The 20,177-nt window shown below is 41.2% G+C and carries 19 protein-coding genes; 8 read left to right on the top strand and 11 right to left on the bottom strand.

Annotated features, from left to right (window positions below; translation table 11 throughout):
• Positions 1–14: 14 nt before the first annotated feature.
• A complete protein-coding gene (locus FXV77_RS00340; protein WP_148917242.1) occupies positions 15–1,439 on the top strand; it encodes an arylsulfatase in 1,425 nt (474 codons plus the stop codon).
• Between the two features lie 65 nt (positions 1,440–1,504).
• On the opposite strand, the gene radA is transcribed toward FXV77_RS00340, so the two are convergent.
• A complete protein-coding gene (gene radA, locus FXV77_RS00335; protein WP_148917241.1) occupies positions 1,505–2,890 on the bottom strand; it encodes a DNA repair protein RadA in 1,386 nt (461 codons plus the stop codon).
• 92 nt (positions 2,891–2,982) lie between these two features.
• On the opposite strand from radA, the gene FXV77_RS00330 reads away from it, so the two are divergent.
• Both FXV77_RS00330 and FXV77_RS00325 read left to right on the top strand, forming a co-directional pair.
• Entirely contained in the window at positions 2,983–3,489 is a 507-nt protein-coding gene (locus FXV77_RS00330; protein WP_148917240.1) for an RNA polymerase sigma factor, read from the top strand.
• Positions 3,489–4,100 (top strand): hypothetical protein, encoded by a 612-nt coding sequence (locus FXV77_RS00325; protein ID WP_148917239.1) that lies wholly within the window; start codon positions 3,489–3,491, stop codon positions 4,098–4,100. Before FXV77_RS00330 ends, FXV77_RS00325 begins: the two co-directional genes overlap by 1 nt.
• 5 nt (positions 4,101–4,105) lie before the next feature.
• On the opposite strand, the gene FXV77_RS00320 is transcribed toward FXV77_RS00325, so the two are convergent.
• Complete coding sequence (locus FXV77_RS00320) at positions 4,106–5,818, bottom strand: serine hydrolase domain-containing protein (RefSeq protein ID WP_148917238.1); 1,713 nt, start codon at positions 5,816–5,818, stop codon at positions 4,106–4,108.
• Positions 5,819–5,910: 92 nt separating this feature from the next.
• On the opposite strand from FXV77_RS00320, the gene xseA reads away from it, so the two are divergent.
• The gene (gene xseA / locus FXV77_RS00315; protein WP_148917237.1) at positions 5,911–7,161 is read left to right on the top strand and encodes an exodeoxyribonuclease VII large subunit; all 1,251 of its coding nucleotides are present in this window, start codon (positions 5,911–5,913) and stop codon (positions 7,159–7,161) included.
• Positions 7,162–7,174: 13 nt separating this feature from the next.
• Positions 7,175–7,417, top strand: coding sequence for an exodeoxyribonuclease VII small subunit (xseB, locus tag FXV77_RS00310; RefSeq protein WP_148917236.1), 243 nt, complete (start codon positions 7,175–7,177; stop codon positions 7,415–7,417).
• A 62-nt stretch (positions 7,418–7,479) separates the two neighbouring features.
• Here xseB and proB read toward each other — a convergent pair whose 3' ends face one another.
• The 8 genes from proB to FXV77_RS00270 all read right to left on the bottom strand — a co-directional run bounded on the left by proB (position 7,480) and on the right by FXV77_RS00270 (position 14,442).
• Positions 7,480–8,250 carry a glutamate 5-kinase gene (gene proB / locus FXV77_RS00305; RefSeq protein ID WP_148917235.1) on the bottom strand — a complete coding sequence of 257 codons (771 nt, stop codon included), beginning with the start codon at positions 8,248–8,250 and terminating at the stop codon, positions 7,480–7,482.
• A 1-nt stretch (position 8,251) separates the two neighbouring features.
• The gene (gene proC, locus FXV77_RS00300) at positions 8,252–9,088 is read right to left on the bottom strand and encodes a pyrroline-5-carboxylate reductase (protein WP_262713615.1); all 837 of its coding nucleotides are present in this window, start codon (positions 9,086–9,088) and stop codon (positions 8,252–8,254) included.
• Positions 9,089–9,371: 283 nt separating this feature from the next.
• A complete protein-coding gene (locus FXV77_RS00295) occupies positions 9,372–9,806 on the bottom strand; it encodes a hypothetical protein (protein WP_222867670.1) in 435 nt (144 codons plus the stop codon).
• Positions 9,797–10,669, bottom strand: coding sequence for an LpxL/LpxP family acyltransferase (locus FXV77_RS00290; RefSeq protein ID WP_148917233.1), 873 nt, complete (start codon positions 10,667–10,669; stop codon positions 9,797–9,799). The genes FXV77_RS00295 and FXV77_RS00290 overlap by 10 nt, the downstream gene beginning before the upstream one ends.
• 12 nt (positions 10,670–10,681) lie before the next feature.
• Positions 10,682–10,936 (bottom strand): acyl carrier protein, encoded by a 255-nt coding sequence (locus FXV77_RS00285; RefSeq protein ID WP_222867669.1) that lies wholly within the window; start codon positions 10,934–10,936, stop codon positions 10,682–10,684.
• Complete coding sequence (locus FXV77_RS00280) at positions 10,926–12,152, bottom strand: beta-ketoacyl-[acyl-carrier-protein] synthase family protein (RefSeq protein WP_148917232.1); 1,227 nt, start codon at positions 12,150–12,152, stop codon at positions 10,926–10,928. The genes FXV77_RS00285 and FXV77_RS00280 overlap by 11 nt, the downstream gene beginning before the upstream one ends.
• 9 nt (positions 12,153–12,161) lie before the next feature.
• The gene (gene fabG, locus FXV77_RS00275; protein WP_148917231.1) at positions 12,162–12,893 is read right to left on the bottom strand and encodes a 3-oxoacyl-ACP reductase FabG; all 732 of its coding nucleotides are present in this window, start codon (positions 12,891–12,893) and stop codon (positions 12,162–12,164) included.
• Between the two features lie 31 nt (positions 12,894–12,924).
• Positions 12,925–14,442 (bottom strand): HAL/PAL/TAL family ammonia-lyase, encoded by a 1,518-nt coding sequence (locus tag FXV77_RS00270; RefSeq protein WP_148917230.1) that lies wholly within the window; start codon positions 14,440–14,442, stop codon positions 12,925–12,927.
• Positions 14,443–14,578: 136 nt separating this feature from the next.
• Here FXV77_RS00270 and FXV77_RS00265 point away from each other — a divergent pair, with 136 nt between their 5' ends.
• Complete coding sequence (locus FXV77_RS00265) at positions 14,579–15,811, top strand: NAD(P)/FAD-dependent oxidoreductase (RefSeq protein ID WP_148917229.1); 1,233 nt, start codon at positions 14,579–14,581, stop codon at positions 15,809–15,811.
• A 39-nt stretch (positions 15,812–15,850) separates the two neighbouring features.
• On the opposite strand, the gene FXV77_RS00260 is transcribed toward FXV77_RS00265, so the two are convergent.
• A complete protein-coding gene (locus tag FXV77_RS00260; RefSeq protein ID WP_148917228.1) occupies positions 15,851–16,729 on the bottom strand; it encodes an AraC family transcriptional regulator in 879 nt (292 codons plus the stop codon).
• A 336-nt stretch (positions 16,730–17,065) separates the two neighbouring features.
• On the opposite strand from FXV77_RS00260, the gene FXV77_RS00255 reads away from it, so the two are divergent.
• Together FXV77_RS00255 and FXV77_RS00250 are read left to right on the top strand one after the other, a co-directional pair.
• On the top strand, positions 17,066–18,886 hold the full coding sequence (locus tag FXV77_RS00255; protein ID WP_148917227.1) for a sodium:solute symporter family protein: 1,821 nt from the start codon (positions 17,066–17,068) through the stop codon (positions 18,884–18,886).
• 44 nt (positions 18,887–18,930) lie between these two features.
• On the top strand, positions 18,931–20,127 hold the full coding sequence (locus FXV77_RS00250; RefSeq protein ID WP_148917226.1) for a glycoside hydrolase family 130 protein: 1,197 nt from the start codon (positions 18,931–18,933) through the stop codon (positions 20,125–20,127).
• Positions 20,128–20,177 lie beyond the last annotated feature (50 nt).

The following is a 20,177-nucleotide window of genomic DNA, read 5'->3' as shown; positions in this document are numbered from 1 at the left end:
ATAATTTTGATCATATGAATTTAAACACGTTTCCTTTATTTGTTCTTCTATTGGGCAATATGATCCTGCCCGCCATGGCGCAGCTTCAACAACCCAATATTGTCTTTATTTTGGCGGACGATCTTGGGATTGGCGACATCGAACCTTATGGACAGGAAAAAATAAAAACACCCAATCTAGATAAACTCGCTAGTCGTGGTATGCGCTTTGAAAATTTCTATGCGGGCACCTCCGTGTGTGCTCCCTCCCGCTCCGCATTGATGACAGGACAACACACCGGGCATACTTACATTCGTGGAAACAAAGAAATCCAACCGGAAGGACAGGAACCTTTAGCCGACAGTATCACGACGATTGCTATGTTGCTGAAAGAAGCCGGTTACACAACAGGTACTTTCGGTAAATGGGGATTGGGCATGGTGGGTACTACTGGCGATCCAATCCGAAAAGGGTTCGACGAGTTTTTCGGCTACAATTGTCAACGCCAATCCCACCGCTACTACCCTACCCATCTGTGGCATAATGCTGAAAAGGTAGTATTGGAAGGAAATGACCTGCAGCAAAAAACACAGTACGCACCGGAACTTATTCAACAAAAGACACTGACATTTATTGAAAAAAACCAACATAAACCCTTCTTCCTTTTTGTTCCAACGGTTCTCCCTCATGCGGAATTGGCCGGTCCGGAAGACGAATTCTACCTTCAATACAGTAACAGTTTTCCCGAGACTCCACACAAAGGGAACGATTACGGACCAAATGCTACTATCCCTGGATATGCTTCTGTCGAAAAACCTCGCGCTACTTTTGCCGCTATGGTTAGCAGACTGGACCACTATGTGGGGGAGATCATCGCCAAGTTAGAAGCGTTAGGATTATCGGACAATACCTTGGTTATCTTCACCAGTGACAACGGAGCACATCGCGAGGGTGGAGCTGACCCACAGTTTTTTAATAGCTCCGCCGGATTAAAGGGGTATAAACGTGATCTCTATGAAGGAGGAATTAAAGTACCGATGTTGGCTGTGTGGCCCGCTAAGATAGCACCTGCTAGCACGGCTTCGCACGTTGCTGCGTTTTGGGATGTATTGCCTACGCTAACAGAAATAACGGGTATACCGAAACCCGGTTTTTCAGATGGGATTTCGATATTGCCCACACTCATCGAGAAAGGAGTACAACACGAGCATCGTTATCTGTATTGGGAGTTTCACGAAGACGGTGGACGCCAGGCTGTTCGCGCGGGCGATTGGAAGCTGGTAAGGTTAAAGGTAAAAGATGGAACGCAAACCGTGGAAGAATTATACAATCTAAAGGATGACCCTACAGAAAGGCATAATGTGATCCATAAACATCACAAAATAGCCAAAAAATTAGGAAACCACATCGATGAGGCGCATCAAGAAAGCGCGACATTTCCGTTACTTGGGCGTCATTAATCTGATTTGGTATAGTAGTAGAGACGTTACATCTCGTGTATGCTGAGACAGGAGCAACGTCTCTACTACCCAAACAATGCCCTGAATAAATCTTCTAGTGTAGCCAGTGGGCGAATTGCAATATCATACTTTTTGACGTCCAGCCCTTTCGTGTTATATTTGGAAATAAAAATCCCTTCGAACCCCAACTTCGCCGCCTCTATGATCCGTTGTTCTATGCGGTTTACGGCTCGAATTTCGCCGGAAAGCCCTACTTCTCCCGCAAATGTTACCTGCGACGGTAGTGCAATATCCTGTTGGGAGGATATTAACGCCGCAATAACAGCTAAGTCAATCGCGGGGTCTTCCACCCGCAACCCTCCGGCAATATTCAAGAAGACATCTTGCGCGCTGAGTCGGAAACCAAAGCGCTTTTCCAACACTGCCAATAGCATACTTAGACGTTTCGTGTCGAACCCCGTGGAGGTCCGCTGTGGCGTTCCAAAGGCGGAGTTGCTTACTAGAGCCTGTACTTCAATCATGAGTGGACGCATACCTTCTAACATAGCGGCAATGGCGACGCCGCTTACAGGTTCATCACGCTGTGAGATCATAATTTCGGACGGGTTGGAAACCTCTCGAAGACCCGATCCCTGCATTTCATATATTCCCAGTTCGGACGAAGATCCAAAACGGTTCTTAACTGCGCGCAATATCCGATACACATGATTTCGGTCGCCCTCAAACTGCAACACGGTATCTACCATGTGCTCTAATACTTTTGGCCCCGCAATAGAACCGTCTTTCGTAATATGCCCCACAATAAATACAGGCGTACTGGTCTCTTTCGCAAAACGTAAGAGTTCCGCCGTACATTCCCTCACTTGAGATACAGAGCCTGGAGCCGATTCAATGTGCGACGAATGCAACGTTTGTATAGAATCAATGACCACAATATCCGGTTGTACTGTCTCCATCTGTTTAAAAATCTGCTGGGTAGAAGTCTCTGTCAAGATATAGCAATTTGCTGTAGAACGCTGTGCTAACCGCTCTGCACGCATTTTAATCTGTTGTTCACTCTCTTCGCCTGAAATGTAAAGTGTTTTGACTTTCGGTATACCCAATGCCAGTTGCAGCATCAGCGTCGATTTACCAATGCCCGGTTCACCACCGATCAATACAAGTGATCCCGGTACAATGCCTCCGCCCAACACGCGATTAAACTCCTTATCGGGTGTCTCTAGGCGTTGTTCGTCTTGATAAACGATTTCATTAATGATAGCGGCTTTGTTTGTCCGTCGTGATGATGTGGGTGCAGATGTACTTCGCCATTCCGGAACTTTGGAACTCGTCTTTTCTACTACCTCTTCGACAAAGGTATTCCATTGTTTGCACGATGGGCACTGTCCAAGCCATTTGGCAGATTCATATCCGCAATGCTGGCAGAAATATGTTGATTTTGCTTTAGCCATTAAGCGAAAATAAGAAAAACAAAAAGACTTTTTTTCAAAATAACCTAATCCCGTTGTAACATCTTCTCATTATCTTCGACATATAACATATCATGACCAAACATCTGGAATCAAGCTTCATTAATCTTTTGGAGGAAAATCAAAATATCCTCCATAAAATCTGCTCGCTCTATACCGAAGATAACGAGATGCATAAAGACCTATTTCAAGAAATGGTTATACAGTTGTGGCGATCTTATCCTAATTTCAAAGGCGACTCCAAATTTTCGACTTGGGCCTACCGTGTTTGTCTAAATACCGCTATCTCCTTATACCGGAACAAAAAGAAAACCATAACTACTGTCGAGTGGGACAGTTCTTTGCACCATATACGTTATGAAGAATACAATCCCGAGGATGAAGAACAGTTAAAGCTTCTTTATACATCTGTCCGACAGCTCAACGATATTGAGAAGGCACTCGTATATATGTACCTGGAAGACAAGGATTATCAAGAGATTGCGGCGACCCTGGGCATCAGTGAAGGAAATGCCCGCGTAAAAATGAATCGAATTAAGACAAAATTGAAAGCTACACTAAACAAAAAAGGAGGAATATAATGGACGGACTGGATTTATTGAAACAACATTGGAATAACGATAATAATTTCCCGAGAGTAAACGAAGAGGAGATAAAGTACATGTTATACCAACGATCTTCTTCGATTATAAAATGGGTTTTTATAATTAGTATCATGGAGTTATCCGTTGGCATTGTACTCGGTTTTATCTTACCGATAGATCAAAAAATCACGTCATCCTTTGAATCATTTCTGGGTCTAACTTTTGGTATAGCCTTCAGAGCAGTCATTCTTTATTTTATTTATAATTTCTTTAAAAATTACAGGAAAATAAAGAATACCACAGATACAAAGACGCTCTTGATAACAATCTTGACGACGCAACAATATGTAGACCATTATATTAAGTTCAATGTCTACTTTTTTATATTTATTATGACATGGCGAGGACTGCAACATATCGTCATAACCTTTGTCGAAAAGTCGATAGGAGAAGGTATCTTGATGTCCTTTCTAGTCGTTATTGTTATAGCCCCGATCGTGTTTATAACGATCTACTTGATGAAACTATATTATAGAATCCTCTACCGTAGGCTGATAAACAAACTGGACGACAACTACGAAGAATTAATCCGTATCGACAAAGGATAAAGCAACTAAATACCCTCATAAATCGCATCCTGTATACGGCTTCTTATATTCAAATCCAACAACTTTGTCGAGACCTGTGGATGAACCCGATTCGATAAGAAAATATAGATAAGTTGATTTTTTGGATCGACCCATATACAGGTCCCCGTATAACCGGTATGTCCAAATACAGATTCATTTGCTAATCGGGAGGGATATTCTTTTTTCTTATCCGGATCTGCACGGTCAAAGCCTAATCCGCGTCGACTGGTCAACGATTGTTTGGAAGTAAATAAATCCACAGTCTCCGGTCTGAAATACTGGATACCACCATAATCACCTCTATTTAAAAGCAGTTGACTATAAATAGCTAAATCATTTGCCGTCGCAAATAAACCAGCATGCCCCGCTACACCTCCGGCCATCGCTGCTCCTTCATCATGAACATACCCTTGCAATAGCTCTTTTCTAAAAACGGTATCGTTCTGTGTGGGTACAATTTGATCTTTTGCAAAACGCTGACGGGGATTATAGCCCGCTGTTTTCATACCTATGGGTTGATACAGCAGTTCCTGTACGTATTCTTCCATGGGCTTAGACGTCATGCGTTCCGCAATTTCTTTCATGACGTACATACTGATGTCGCTATAAACGTAGTTGCCAAACGGTTTTACCGAAGATTGTAACATTTGAGGCCACATCACATCCCTGTAATAGTTGTTCCGGAGATAAGCTTTGTCCGCCACTCGGACTTGATGGGCGGTATCTGGTTTATGCACCAATTCGCCCGGTTTTAGATTTCGATAAAACGGGATATAGGGGATAAAACCCGCCTCATGTAATAAAACACTACGTAATATAATGTCTTTCTTATTCGTTTCCTTTGCCTGTCCCAAATAACATCCCATGGTGCTGTCCAGTTGAATAACACCTCTCTCCTGCAAATGCATCACCACAGGTGTTGTACCTGCAATCTTACTGACAGATGCAAGATCGAATATATCGGAGGTTTTCGTCTTTACATTGCTGCTATAAGTATGGGTGCCGTACGCTTTATCAAGAATAACCTGTCCGTCTTTCACCGCCATAACAACCAGGCCCGGTGTGGCGCGCTCCCGGATTGCTTCGGCAGCGATGGCATCGATCTTCTTAGTCATTCCCTCGATATCCAGCGCGCAAGAACTTTCTGTAGCATACTGCAAGCGCGTCTGTTCGGTTTTATTTTGTCCTTGTGTGATGGCTAACCCACCAAAAATAGACATGGCAGCATACCGCTGTGCTTCCTGATTAAATTCGGGGTAAATCAACTCTGAAAACCGACCTTGTAAACGCCCTGTCAACCAACTGGAAGTCGTAGGCTTATTTTCAAATCGCACTACAATAACCTGTTTATTATGCAATATCGATTGTTGAATCATTAATAATAAGTCGTTTCGGAGGTCCTCCTTTGTCCCGGCTATAATGATCGTATTGTGATATTTCGTATGCTCTTCGTAACGGTTGAAATCAAAACTTTCCACATCAGCATAACGCTTTACCATATTTACAAAATGGACATATTTGTTAGAAAAAGGCGTAATCACCGCGATGCGATGTCTATCTAAACGCTTTAAAGGAACTATACTTCCCGCGTTTTGGGTCATAATAGCTTTGTTGACAACAGTCTGTTTGTATTGAGCAAAGCTGTCCGACGTATATAATAGGAGTAATAAACATAAATAAGTTATCGTACTTTTCATTTCATTCAATGATTTTAAACTATAAATGTATTAAAATCAACTGAAGATTTGTACCTTCCTCTCATTTACATTAAAAACTCTATATTTGATCTATGCCTGAAGTTATAGACAATAAGACTATTTTTTCACTTTTGGAAGTATCCCGTAGTATTCAAAAAACCATTGCGGAACGCTATAAAAGTCTGTATTGGATAAAGGCCGAGATGAACAAGCTCAATCATTATACACATTCAGGACACTGTTATCCGGAACTGGTCGAGAAAAAAGATGGTAAGATAGTAGCAGAAATGCGCTCTATACTATGGAAAGCCGATTACCAACGAATTAATGATCAGTTTCATAAACTTTTAAATGAACCATTAAGAGACGGCATCACCATTTTATTCCAAGCGGCCATTTCTTACGACCCGTTGTATGGCTTTAGCCTTAAAATCGTCGATATAGATCCCACGTTTGTGTTGGGTGAGCTGGAAAGAGAGAAACGAGAAAGCGTCCGGAAGCTTCAAACAGAGGGCATATTCCACGCTAATAAAAATTTGCCTTTTCCCCTACTGCCCAAACGTCTTGCCATCATATCCGTAGAAACGAGCAAAGGGCTATCCGATTTTTTTAAAATTATTCAACGAAACCCCTGGAAATATAAATTTGAATATACCTTGTTCCCTGCGCTGTTACAAGGAGATAAATCTATTCCATCGATTATCAGGCAATTAGCAAATATTGCTAACAAAACCGACGATTTTGATGCAGTAGCTATCATTCGGGGTGGCGGAGGAGAGGTCGGACTTTCCTCTTACAATAACTATCAACTGGCCAAGGCCATCGCTATTTTTCCAATGCCCGTTATCACCGGTATTGGACATTCCACCAATGAGACAGTCAGCGAGATGGTTGCCTACCAGAATGCGATCACGCCTAGTGAGCTAGCCGACTTTTTGATACAGAAATTTCACCAATTTGCTATCCCAGTAGATGACGCTCAAAACCGTATCATACAGGCCTCAAAAAATTTATTTGAACAAGAAGAACGCCTTTTGGCACAATGTAGCCAATCCATATCTTGGAACAGCAAAACCATACTCGCTACCCAAGAACATAAATTGACATTATTAACGAACCACTTGCAACTCTTCTGCAGGCAACTGTTGAAAGACCGGAAAGCAGACCTTAATAGTATGCAAAGACTACTGCAATTAGCAGATCCAAAACAGCTACTCAAAAAAGGGTTTAGCATAACTAAAATTAACGGCCATGCCATTACGCGAGATACTTCTGTGAAAGTAGGTGACAAAATCGAAACCATCTTGTATCAGGGAACAGTATACAGCAAAGTCGTAAAATAATCATTTAGCAATTATGGAAAACACATATACGTATAACGAAGCCTTTGAAGAACTTCAATTGATTGTATCGGAAATCGAATCTGGACAAACCAATGTCGATGAACTTACAGAGAAGATACACAGAGCTTCTCAACTGATCGCTATTTGCAAAGCCAAACTAACTTCCTCCGAAGAAGAAGTAGAAAAATTGCTGGCAAAACTCGCAGAGACCGCAACCGATGATATCATCGAAGAAGCAAATTCCGAAGAGGAATAATGTTATAAAAAACATAGCCCCACATCAGTGCTACGCGGGGCTATGTTGTTCATTGGAAGAAATTATATCGTAACCTTTGTTCCAACAGGTTTGCCTGCTATTATATCTAAAATAACACGATCCCTTTTACCATTAGCGATATACGTAGGAATATCTTTAGCGGCAGTATGTTTAGCCACCTTAAGTTTCGACTCCATGCCTCCACGACCGGATGTTTCACCTTTATTTGTCTTTGCGACGTATTGCTCTACAGGTTGATCGACCTTAATTTCGCTGATCAACCTAGAGTCTTCATGCGCAGGATGCCCCGTATAAAAACCATCAATATCGGTTAATATAATAAGCATATCGGCATGAATCAATTCGGCAATTAAACTAGCCAGTTCATCGTTGTCTGAAAACATGGAATGCGATACGGAAACAGCGTCATCCTCATTTGCAATCGGAATAACGCCTTCTGACATTAATCCTTCATAGCAATTAATCATATTCGTACGATGCTCTCCCGGATTAAAATCTCTTTTGGTCGCTAAAACTTGTGCACAGCGCATTCCGTAATTCTGGAAAAGGGTATAGTAATGTCGCATCAATCGCGGCTGTCCTATAGCAGAATACACTTGTCTTCGTTGCGATTTGTCTTCTATCACACTGTCTCCCAGTATCTCGCGTCCGGCATTTACCGAACCTGAAGAGACCAATACCGTCATGATATTGTCTTCATACAATTGTGCTATTTGATCAACCAGTTTATTTAAAGCCGATAGCATAATCCGATTATCCCGATTTGCCATTACGCTTGTACCCACTTTAATTACAATTCTCTTTTTATACATGCTACTTGTTGCTTTCCTTTCCCAACTGTACCGCTCTGTCAAACGCGGCGTAAGCTGCATCTTTAATCAACTCTTTGACATTATTTTCTTCCATAGAATCTAGTGCGGCACGTGTTGTACCTCCTTTAGAGGCCACCTTATCCATCCAAGCAGTGGGGTTAAGGTCTGAGCTATTAAAGAGCTCTACGGCTCCTTGAAAAGTCTGTGCGACCATCAAACGAGCATCCTTTTCACAGAAACCCATTTTAACGGCGGCCTCCATCATCGATTCCATAAAATAGAATACGTAAGCGGGACCTGAACCTGATATACCGGTAGACTTATCGATTTCCATTTCGTTGGCAAGCTTGATGGAACGACCGGTTGTATCGATCAATTTTTCTACCGTCAGGAGTTCCAATCGAGAAACCTCTTTGGAGCCTATAAACGATGTAAACCCATGACCAACCTGTGCGGCGAGGTTTGGCATCGCACGCACCACCTTCTTAATGTCCATTGCTTCCTGCATGGTCTTTATCGTAACGCCAGCCATAATGGATACAAAAATCTGATCAGGCTTTTTATGCGCTTTGATAGCCTCAAAAACTTCGTCGCTGTGATAAGGTTTCACAGCAATAAATACAATGTCTGCTTTAGGCAAACAGTCTTCCAATTTTTCGTAGACATCGAACGTTCCTTCCGCTCGTAATTCGGCAATTTTTTCCGCCGAGTTGTCTAAAATCATTAAATCTTTCTCTTTCAATAAATCTGATTGGGCCATCCCATGGGCATACGTCAGCCCCATGTTTCCGGCGCCAATTACTAGAATTTTCATCTTAATAAGTGTTTTAAAAGTGATAAAAGCTTGCTTAAACTATCCTTTTTGGAAGGTAGCTTATGCAGGTTCCATCTGATTAAATTTTTTATTGTAATAATATTAGTTCAGACATAACCCCACAAGGAACGTGCTGAAAATTAATAAGATGCAAAATATGTCGGAATATCCTTAAAAACAAACAGCACAACCCACTGTTAAGTAGATGTTTATCCTACACATTAACTTTTTTCATATTTTTTCAAATAAGGAAAATACTAGCCCTGCCAAAATGACCAAAAAAGCCGACATACGCATAGATCTACTCCTACTTTGCGATCACCGTTTTCATGCGGGCGCATGCGATGACGCTGTTTTCGAGTTTCGTTTCGATTTCCACGAGGGTAACCCCCATAAACTCTTGTATAATTTGTATAGTAGAAAAAACGGTCTCTCCTATTTTCGGCAGCCCATGAATCTCCACATTCTGCATAGAACCGATATAGCCTTTAGGAGCATGTTCTCCTCTGAGGAAATAACTATACCCCGTATGCAGCGCAACAGATTGCGCCATGTGTTCAAGTAGACCGCTTTCTACCAACTTCTCGCCATCGACAAACATATTTCCTTCGCTTACTAAAAAAGTTGACACCAAACCCCTTTCGTCATAGCTTTCCAAGCTAGATACCATGACGATAGGTGCTCGTTGTGGGATGAGCATTAATAATTTTTCACCTAAAATGGGCAGAGGCATCATTTCCAAAAATCAAAGAAGTTAAACCATTGTAGCGGGTATTTCTGCAATATGTTTTCCACACTATCGGTATAGGCCATAAGATAAGACTGTGGATCACGTCGTTTTACGTCTACCGCACGACGTGCATAAAGGTGATAATGAAGTCCGGATTCTCGCATGACATACACAAAAATAACAGGAGCCGATAAACGCGAAGCGATACGAAACGGCCCCGCAGGAAAATGAGTTTCTTTACCAAGCAAAGAGGCGGTTAGCGTCTTAGCGCCGTCAAAATACCGATCGCCTGTAAAGCAAATCAATTCATTATTCGATAGCGTTTCATTTATAGCAAACACGTGTGACATGTCCTCTTGGATATGGATGAATTTAACACTCGGTTTTTCAGAAATGCTTTCGATATATTCTTTGATTATCGTGCGCTCTTGGTCAACCGTCACCAAATTGATTTGAAGCTCCAAATCAATATCAGCAAAAAATTTATCGGCAATTTCAAAATTTCCCACATGCGCGGATATAAGCACACCCCCATTTCTATTCGCCAGAACTTCTTTTAAGATGTCTATTCCGTCAAACTCATAGGTAAACTTATCCCGTAAGCCGGAGGAGATAGCGACCTTATCGATAATAGTCTGTCCAAAGACAAAATAGCTCTGGTAAACTTTCCAAAAGGCTTTCCAAGCACCGTAACCTTGCCGTTGGCGCAAGTAATAATAAATAGCTCGAAAACTTTTGGGGAAGAAAAGAAAATAATAACAGGCTACAAAAACGAGTAATCCATATGCGGCGCGGACGCCCAGTTTTTTAATCAAAAAAACAAATATCTTATAGCCAAGGAGTGTTCCCTTTGATTTTCCGTCCCATTGGCTCATCTTACCCCCTGCTTAATTCTTCACCGTCATTTTTTGTTCTACGATATTATAGAAATCTTGAAAAGTGATCACGCCGTCAAAATCCGTCTCTACTAATTTGACGCCGAAATTGGATTCGATAATAACAACCAAATCCACGTAGTCCAAGCTATCCAAGTCAAGAGATTCTTTTAAAGATGCTTCCGGACTGATAACCTTCTCATCCACCTCAAACTCTTCTACCAAGATTTCATTTATCTTTTGATATATACTCGCTTTATCCATCATTAAATTTCTTGACCACCAATGCGGAATTGGTTCCACCAAATCCGAAAGAATTAGACAAATATATATCAAATTCTTGTTTTATAGTGTGGGAAACAAAATTTAATTCCTTGATATCGTCATCCGGTTCTTCTAAATTAATAGAGGGAGCGATAAATCCATGTTGCATCATCAACGTCGAGTATACGATTTCGGATGCACCAGCCATCCAACATTCATGTCCCGTCATGGATTTCGTAGAACTAACATACGGCTTATCCCCAAATACATCTAAGATTGCTTTTGCTTCATTGGCGTCACCGATAGGTGTCGATGTGGCATGTGCATTAATATAAGCGATATCGTCTGCTTGTATCTTGGCCTGATCAAGTGCCCGTCGCATGGCTTTCGCCGGTCCGTCAATGTTCGGTGTGGATATATGGCCACCATTAGAAGAAAAACCATAACCTATTATTTCTGCAATAATTGGTGCTCCGCGATTCACAGCCGATTCGTAACTCTCCAAAATCACGGTCGCTGCCCCTCCACTAGGCACCAATCCGGTACGTTTTTTATCAAAGGGTCTCGATGCCTGTTGGGGATGGCTAATATCTGTTGCGAAGACACCCAAACCATCGAAACTTGCCATAGCATAAGGATTGATTTCCTGCGCTCCTCCACAAATAATCATATCTTGTAAACCTTGCTGGATAAACATATAGCCTAGGCCGATAGCATGTGAACCACTAGCACAGGCGGCACTAATCGTCATGTTAACCCCAGATAGTCCAAAAATTGTCGCCAAATTCATGGTGACGGTAGAATTCATGGATTTAAAGATGGCGCCAGAGCCAATAAGCTGGGTATCTTGCTTTTCGCGCACAATATCTGTCGCTTCGATAACGGCTTTAGAAACACTATCGTTCCCAAACAGAATCCCTACTTCCCGATTACCAAGATCTTCTTCCCGCAACTTCGCTTGCGCCAATGCTTCCGTTGTTGCCATATACGCATACTCCGACTCCTCTCCCATACTGATGCGCTGCCGTCTGTTGAGCACTTTCTTTAAATCCGGTACAGGCACCATTCCTGTTAACGGAGATTTAAAGCCAAACGCCAAGCGTTCTTCATCAACCACAATACCCGATTTACCTTCAAAAAGCGATTGTTTGACCTCTTCTAAATTTGTACCGATACAGGAATAGATGCCCATTCCTGTAATGACCACACGTATACTCATCCGACAATCCTAAGCATAAATTCCACCATTTATATTGATAACTTCTCCCGTAATATAGCCTGCTTTCTTAGAGGCCAGAAAACAAACCAAATCGGCGACTTCCTCCGCTTCACCAAAGCGGTTCGCAGGGATAATCTTTTTCAGTTCCTTTTCATCCATTCCTTCGGTCATGTCCGAACGGATAAATCCGGGAGCAACAGCGTTGACGGTAATATTTCGCTTAGCAATCTCTTGTGCCAACGCTTTTGTAGCACCTACAACACCAGCTTTTGCCGCAGAATAATTAACCTGTCCCGCAGTACCTTTAACGCCCGAAACGGAAACTATATTGATAATTCTACCGTAGCGCTGATGTAATAATTTTTGGATAAAAAAGTGTGTTACGTTATAGAAGCCCTGCAACGAGACGTCCAGCACCGAAGACCAATCTTCTCGAGACATCCACATGAACAGCCCGTCTCTTGTGACCCCCGCATTATTAACAATAACCTCCATTACCGCTTCGGGATGGTGCTCGCTCCATGTTTGCAATGCATCATTTACTTCCGTCGCATTCCCCACATCAAATTTGATGATTTCACCTGTTGCGCCCTCATCGTTCAATGTAGCCAATGTTTCCGTAGCAGCCTGCTCATTCCGTTGATAATTAATCAGCACATGGTATCCCAATTCGACAGCTAACTTTTTACAGATTACCCGTCCAATACCCCTCGCCCCTCCTGTTACTAGTGCACATTTCATCTGTTATATCTTAACCTTCAAAGATTCCATTTTATCTCATCAAATATTCTTTGACCTGCTGAATGGCAGGATAAAGAGGTTTGTCGTCTGAAAATGCGGGAATAATCTCATTAATTTCATCGTACACCGCTTTCGTCTTTGAAGATACAAAATTTTGATAATTTAAAATATCAATTGCTTGCCGAACGGAAATAATTTGCACGGCAAGTACTTCAAATGCATTCACGATCACCCGATTTGTTATCACCGCAGCGTTCGTTCCCATGCTAACAATATCTTGATTGTCGTTGTTATTCGGAATACTGTGTATGTACATGGAAGTGGATAACGTTTGGTTTTCAGCCGTAGTCGATGTAGCCGTGAATTGGGCACCCTGCATACCGAAATTGAAGCCGAGTTTGCCCATATTTACGAACGGGGGTAGTAATTCGTTAATTTTAGCATTCATGAGATAATTTAACTGCCGTTCCGATAGCATCGTCAACCGTGTAATAGCTAACTTCAGTTTATCCATTTCTAACGAGATGTAATCACCGTGAAAATTACCTCCGTGATATACATTTTGGTCTTCCACAGAAATAATTGGATTGTCACTAACCGAGTTCAGTTCATCTTCAAGTACCTTTCCTGCTTGTTCGATAGTTTCTAAAATAGGTCCTAAAATCTGGGGAACACAACGCAAAGAATAGTATTCCTGTACTTTATCTTTAAAAATGTCTTCTTGGTTAGTACCGGAATATAAATCTTCTTCTCGCTTCTTTATCAATGCACTATCCCGTAGATGCTCCTGCATACGGGCTGCAACACGACTTTGTCCTACATGTAGCTTCACCGCATTTAGGCTCGCTGAATAATGATCATCATGGGCCTTCACGATTTCATTCATTGCGCACGAAAGCCAAACGGACCAGTCAAGCAATTTAGAAGCATAGAAGTAATTGACGATGCCGATTCCTGTCATCACGGAGGTACCGTTAATCAAAGACAACCCCTCCCGCACCACCACTTCAATAGGTTTTAACCCCTCGTCTTCAAAAACGGCGACTGTAGATCGACGCTCATTTTTATAGATAACCTCTCCTTCCCCAATTAGCACCAGAGCTAAATGTGCAAGTTGCACCAAATCGCCACTCGCCCCCACACCACCATGAGCAAAAATGACAGGTGTAATATTCCGATTGATCAATTCTTTGAGCAATTCAATTACACTTGGATGGACACCGGACTTACCTTTAGAGAGGTTTTTCAAACGCGTGAGCATCGTTGCTTTTACATGGAGCGGTGACAAAACATCACCTGTACCGGCAGCGTGACTACGGATCAAATTGTATTGCAATTGATTCGTATCTTCATCTTGTATACGGTATTGTGCCATCGGTCCAAATCCCGTATTTACGCCATAAATCACTCTGTTTGCGGCAAATTTTTTCAGGAAAGCATGGCTTTCTTTTACTGCATTAAGCACCCCCTGTTCTACATCAAGAGGTTCACCCTTAAATATAATCTCATAAAATTGAGACAGCGTTAATTTTTTATCCACGGAAATCATTTACTCCTGTATTCTTCGCTAATTTTTCGTTTACCGCCAAAAGCACAGATTTTACTGTTATTTTTGTAGGGCTGTGTTATATTGAACGATTGCAAAAATACTATAATTTAATTTTATTCGCTTAATTCATCAAGCTATGTATGTCGAGGAGGTAGATGTTTTAATTATCGGCGCTGGCCCATCGGGCTGTGTTGCTGCGGGTTACCTGGAACAACAGGATGTCCGTATCAAGGTTATCGAGAAATCCAAGTTCCCCCGTCTGGTTGTAGGTGAAAGCCTTATTCCTCGCGTCATGGACCACTTCGACGAAGCCGGGTTATTGCCTGCACTACAAGCTCAAAATTTTGAAAAGAAGCCTGGTGCACGCTTTATTCGGGGCGAGGTCATTAGCATCTTTGATTTTGGCGACAAATTTGGAGAGGGGTGGAATTGGACCTGGCAAGTGCCGCGGGCAGATTTCGATTACATCATGACACAAGAACTGCAACGAAGGCACGTAGATATTGCTTTTGAGACAGCTGTTACGGCGATTGAATTTGATGGAACCGACTCTTTGACTACTATTCAAGACAAGGAAGGAAACCGCTCACAAATAAAAGCCAAATTTGTCATCGATGCTAGTGGATATGGACGTGTACTTCCCCGCCTGTTGCACTTAGATAAACCATCGGAGCTAAACCCACATTCTGCTATCTTCTCCCATGTAAAAGACATTAATCGCCCCGAAGGTATAGAAGGCACACAAATTTCATTTGATGTATTAGATAGAGAAGTGTGGTTATGGGTCATTCCTTTTTCCAATGGGGTAACGAGCTTGGGTATCGTTGCACATACTGATTTTATCGAGCAGCTGAAAGGAGATAAAGGCACTGCAGAAGCCTTAAAAAGAGCGATTAAGCTCTCCGATTTTTATGTCAAGCGTTTTGCGAATACAGACTTCGAATTTGAACCTGTTCATCTCAAAAACTATTCTGCTGCTGTCTCTAAAATGTTTGGAGATGGATTCGCACTAACGGGCAACAGCGCAGAATTTTTAGATCCGGTCTTCTCTTCCGGTGTCTGCTTTGCGACAGAATCGGGCATTCTTTCCGCGAAACTAGCCTACCGTCAATTACAAGGAGAGAAGGTTAACTGGCAGATGGAATATGCCGATTATATGGAGCGTGGCATCAATGTCTTTACTAGTTACGTGAAAGAATGGTATACGGGTAATCTGCAAACGCTTTTCTTCCACCGCCCCGAAAACCTAGATGTCAAGCGTAAGATATGTGCCGTATTGGCGGGTTATGTTTGGAACGAAGAGAATCCTTTTGTCAAAAAGCATGACCGGGTGATCCGCACCTTAGCATACATGTTAGAAAATAATTAACTTTTCAATGAATGGGCTATACTTTCATAAGCTCAGTACTTAAACAAACACTCTATTACCCGAATAATTTTCCCTGAATTCTTTTGGAGTACAATTTTTCTTCTTCTTGAACAACCTGTTAAAGTTTGAAATGTTATTAAAACCACATTGATAGGATATCTCACTGATCGAATGCGTAGTATCTATCAGCATTCTTGACGCATGGCCCAACCTTATTTCATTTATGCTATTAATAAACGTATTCCCTGTTCTTTTCTTAATAAACCTGCTGAAAGACTCCTCTGTCATATTTATCAGCATAGAAACATCCTTGAGACTGACGTTTTTATGGTAGTTATTGTTCATGAATTCAAAAACCTTTTCCAGTCGCCTACTATTGTAATTAAAGCTTGGATTGTTTACAAAGGTTGTGTCAGATAATGTAATCAAACTTCTTGATGCGGATAAGTCATGTAATAAATTAATAAGATCTATTACAGAGTCAAAGCCGCTTCTTTGGCTAAGCGAAAGTATTCTGGGTAAAACCGACTGTATGGTTTCTTTGGTAAAAGAAATACCCATACTACTCTTTTCAAACATATTACGTATAAAACTAAGTTGATTTCGACGTAATAATTTTTCATCAAATAAATCCCGATGCCATTGGATCGTCAATTCTGTAATTGCTTCACTTTTACATTCGTGTGTAAACCAAGCGTGTGGAAGATTTGGGCCAACCAATACCAGTTCAAGGTCATCGATAACGTGGATATGATCTCCTACTATCCGCTTAGCCCCACTTCCATTCATAATTAGGTTTAGTTCATATTCTTCGTGAAAGTGCAACGGAAAATCGAACTCCTTTTTTACGCGCGTGAATATTGTGAAACAATCATTTGGCGTTAATGGGGTTATTTCTTTTATCGTTTTTTTATGCATATCTATCTATTTTCTGTTAACGAATAGGCTAAAAGAATACAACAACTGGTATAGCAATCATACGCTTTTAACGCCATATATCAACTATAATCCTTTGAATCTATAAATAATTAAGGTTTTTTTATAAGCTTTGGCTAAAAAAGTATTATAGTCTGCACTGTTTTATATCGAGATTTGAATTCTATACGCTAAGCATTAAAGTAACATTCAGAATCTAAATGATCTTATTTTATTATTTTAAAAAGTGAGAAAGTTAAACAGTTAAGAAGTGAGAAAGGCTCTAACTCTCTAGCCTACTCTAACTTTATAACTCCTTGATAATATTATTTTAATTAAATGAACATACACCCTATTGATACTTTATTAATTCTTCTTTACCTGGTTACCATGGTAATAATCGGTTGGTACTTTCAAAAGAAAGCTAGTATCAATAAAGAAAGCTATTTACTTGGTGGAAAATCACTGCCGTGGTATTACTTAGGGCTTTCCAACGCTTCAGGCATGTTTGATATTTCTGGAACAATGTGGATGGTAACCCTCGCTTTCATATATGGGGTAAAAAGTTTATGGCTACCCTGGTTATGGCCTGTCTTTAATCAGATTTTTCTGATGATGTATCTGTCCGTGTGGTTAAGGCGATCAAACGTAACCACGGGGGCGGAATGGATGGAAACTCGTTTTGGAACAGGAAAGCAGTCTGCTATGGCGCAATGGATAATCGTAGTGTTTGCTATTTTGAGCTGTCTGGGTTTTCTTGCTTATGGGTTTGTTGGATTAGGAAAATTTGTAGAAATATTTATTCCATGGGAAATGGTGCAACCCTATATTCCGTTTGACCTCCCGCTAAAATATGTACCTCACTTTTATGGCGTTGTTTTTACCTTGGTATCTGTCATATATGCTATACTAGGAGGGATGAGCAGTATCGTAATTGCTGATGTTGTCCAATATATTATTATGACGATAGCGGCTATTGCTATCGCTGCGATAGCAATGATACAACTTGCTTCTCATGAGCTGATCGTTCCGGAAGGATGGAACAACCCATTTTTCGGCCTGAATATGAATCTGGACTGGAATCATATTATCCCCGAAGTAAATGAAAAGATTATAGCAGATGGATATGAACCTTTCGGGATTTTCTTTACCCTAATGTTAATAAAAGGCGTTTTAGGTAGTCTTGCTGGTCCTGCGCCCAATTATGATATGCAAAAATTATTGTCTGCTAAGTCTCCAAAAGATGCAGCAAAGATGAGCGGGTTGGTGAATGTTATCCTGTTGCCAACACGCTATTTAATGATTATGGGATTTGCGGTTTTAGGCATCTTGTTTTATAAAGAAATGAATTTGGAAAGTGCCTCTGGAATAGACTTCGAGAAAATCCTTCCGGCGGGTATAAACAGCTTTGTCCCCCCTGGGTTAGTGGGGTTGCTTTTAGCGGGTCTGTTAGCTGCTTTCATTGGTACTTTTGCAGGCACATTAAATGCGGCGCAAGCTTATATTTTGAATGATATCTATTTAAAATATATAGACCGTCGAGCTTCAGGGAGGAAAGTAACAAGAGTAGGATACATTGCGGGAATACTGGTCGTTGCCGTCAGTATTGCACTTGGTTTTTTTGCAAAAAACGTGAATGATATACTGCAATGGATAGTGGGGGCTTTATATGGTGGATTTATAGCGGCGAATGTGTTGAAATGGCATTGGTGGAGGTTCAATGCAACTGGATTCTTCTGGGGCATGGTAACCGGTATTCTTGCTGCGCTGGTATTCCCCTATATTTTTACAGGAGTGCCGTTATACAGCTGGCCATTACTTTTTGTAATTTCTTTTGTCGCATCGGTAGCCGGCACTTATTTAAGTCCACCCACCGAACGAGAAGTCCTAAAATCATTTTATAAAAAAGTTAAGCCTTGGGGTGTGTGGGAACCAATTGCAAACGAAGTGATGGCAGAAAATCCCTCTTTTCAACCTAATAAAAGATTTAAGTTGGATATGTTTAATGTCACCATCGGTATCGTGGGACAATGCTGTCTGACGTTATTACCCATGTACCTCGTGCTATCCATGAAATTACCCTTTATTATTGTTGTCATTCTGCTGGTGGTCATTGGTTTTATTCTTAAAAAAACATGGTGGGATAAGCTGGAAGACTAACATAGCGACAGTAGTTTTTGTTAGAAAAATTATAAAAAATATATATGATCGACAATTTTGAACAACGATTTTCGGCATTGCAACATGCTTACCAGGAACTGATTAACAAGAAAAATAGAAAGAAAGAGTTAGGAAACGGGATATTTCATCGTTATGAAAATCCGGTGCTTACGGCAGCTCATACTCCGCTGGAATGGCGTTATGATCTTAATCCGAAAACAAATCCCTATCTGTTAGAACGTTTCGGCATTAATGCAACCTTTAATTCCGGAGCCATAAGGTTCAACGGAAAATATATTATTGTAGCTCGGGTAGAGGGCTTGGACAGGAAGTCTTTCTTTGCTGTGGCGGAGAGTGCCAATGGAATAGATAATTTCCGTTTCTGGGAGTATCCTATTATTATGCCAGAAACCGATATCCCCGATACAAATATCTATGACATGCGCCTCGTACAACACGAAGACGGTTGGATTTATGGATTGTTTTGTACAGAGCGCCGAGATTTTTCAGCTACAGAAGGAGATCAGTCAGCAGCGGTAGCTCAGTGTGGTATTGCCCGTACTAAAGATTTAGTAATATGGGAAAGACTTGCTGACTTGAAAACACCATCACCACAGCAAAGAAACGTAGTGCTCCACCCCGAATACGTAAATGGCAAATATGCTTTCTATACCCGCCCCCAAGATAGTTTCATTGATGCGGGAAAAGGAGGTGGAATCGGTTTCGGAATAAGCGATAGCATTGAAAATGCAATTGTACAGGAAGAAATAGTAATAGACAGGAAGCTGTATCATACGGTATATGAAGCAAAAAATGGCCTCGGTCCGGCACCTATTAAAACAGATAAAGGCTGGCTACATCTAGCCCACGGAGTACGGAATACGGCGGCAGGGTTGCGTTATGTTTTATATATGTTTATGACCAGCCTTGACGACTTAACAAACGTAATTCATAAGCCGTCCGGGTATTTTATGGCTCCCGAAGGTGAAGAACGCATTGGAGACGTCTCAAACGTTTTGTTCAGTAATGGTTGGATCACAGATGATGATGGAGCTGTGTATATCTATTATGCCTCATCTGATACACGCCAGCATGTCGCTGTCTCCTCTATTGAAAAACTAGTAGATTACGTAATTAACACCCCGGAAGATCAGTTAAGATCTTCCCGATCGGTGGAGGCAATCTGTCGGATAATAGATAACAATAAAAAAATACCGGAAGTATTTGGGGAAGAAAGATAAATCAAAAAAGACGTTGAAGTGAACCTACATTAATATATAAACCAATTAAT

The sequence above is a fragment of the Sphingobacterium phlebotomi genome, from assembly GCF_008180195.1.
GTDB classification, from domain to species: Bacteria; Bacteroidota; Bacteroidia; order Sphingobacteriales; family Sphingobacteriaceae; genus Sphingobacterium; species Sphingobacterium phlebotomi.
The sequence above is the reverse complement of the archived record's forward strand: the minus strand, read 5'-3'. Positions and strand labels throughout refer to the sequence as shown.

Bases quoted from the DNA above. Each gene is read 5' to 3' on its own strand.
- xseB (WP_148917236.1), top strand. From the start codon at position 7,175: ATGGAAAACACATATACGTATAACGAAGCCTTTGAAGAACTTCAATTG.
- FXV77_RS00280 (WP_148917232.1), bottom strand. From the start codon at position 12,152: ATGAGTATACGTGTGGTCATTACAGGAATGGGCATCTATTCCTGTATC.
- FXV77_RS00290 (WP_148917233.1), bottom strand. From the start codon at position 10,669: ATGAGCCAATGGGACGGAAAATCAAAGGGAACACTCCTTGGCTATAAG.
- FXV77_RS00265 (WP_148917229.1), top strand. From the start codon at position 14,579: ATGTATGTCGAGGAGGTAGATGTTTTAATTATCGGCGCTGGCCCATCG.
- FXV77_RS00250 (WP_148917226.1), top strand. From the start codon at position 18,931: ATGATCGACAATTTTGAACAACGATTTTCGGCATTGCAACATGCTTAC.
- FXV77_RS00320 (WP_148917238.1), bottom strand. From the start codon at position 5,818: ATGAAAAGTACGATAACTTATTTATGTTTATTACTCCTATTATATACG.
- FXV77_RS00340 (WP_148917242.1), top strand. From the start codon at position 15: ATGAATTTAAACACGTTTCCTTTATTTGTTCTTCTATTGGGCAATATG.
- FXV77_RS00325 (WP_148917239.1), top strand. From the start codon at position 3,489: ATGGACGGACTGGATTTATTGAAACAACATTGGAATAACGATAATAAT.
- proB (WP_148917235.1), bottom strand. From the start codon at position 8,250: ATGTATAAAAAGAGAATTGTAATTAAAGTGGGTACAAGCGTAATGGCA.
- FXV77_RS00330 (WP_148917240.1), top strand. From the start codon at position 2,983: ATGACCAAACATCTGGAATCAAGCTTCATTAATCTTTTGGAGGAAAAT.
- fabG (WP_148917231.1), bottom strand. From the start codon at position 12,893: ATGAAATGTGCACTAGTAACAGGAGGGGCGAGGGGTATTGGACGGGTA.
- FXV77_RS00255 (WP_148917227.1), top strand. From the start codon at position 17,066: ATGAACATACACCCTATTGATACTTTATTAATTCTTCTTTACCTGGTT.
- FXV77_RS00270 (WP_148917230.1), bottom strand. From the start codon at position 14,442: ATGATTTCCGTGGATAAAAAATTAACGCTGTCTCAATTTTATGAGATT.
- FXV77_RS00260 (WP_148917228.1), bottom strand. From the start codon at position 16,729: ATGCATAAAAAAACGATAAAAGAAATAACCCCATTAACGCCAAATGAT.
- FXV77_RS00285 (WP_222867669.1), bottom strand. From the start codon at position 10,936: ATGATGGATAAAGCGAGTATATATCAAAAGATAAATGAAATCTTGGTA.
- xseA (WP_148917237.1), top strand. From the start codon at position 5,911: ATGCCTGAAGTTATAGACAATAAGACTATTTTTTCACTTTTGGAAGTA.
- radA (WP_148917241.1), bottom strand. From the start codon at position 2,890: ATGGCTAAAGCAAAATCAACATATTTCTGCCAGCATTGCGGATATGAA.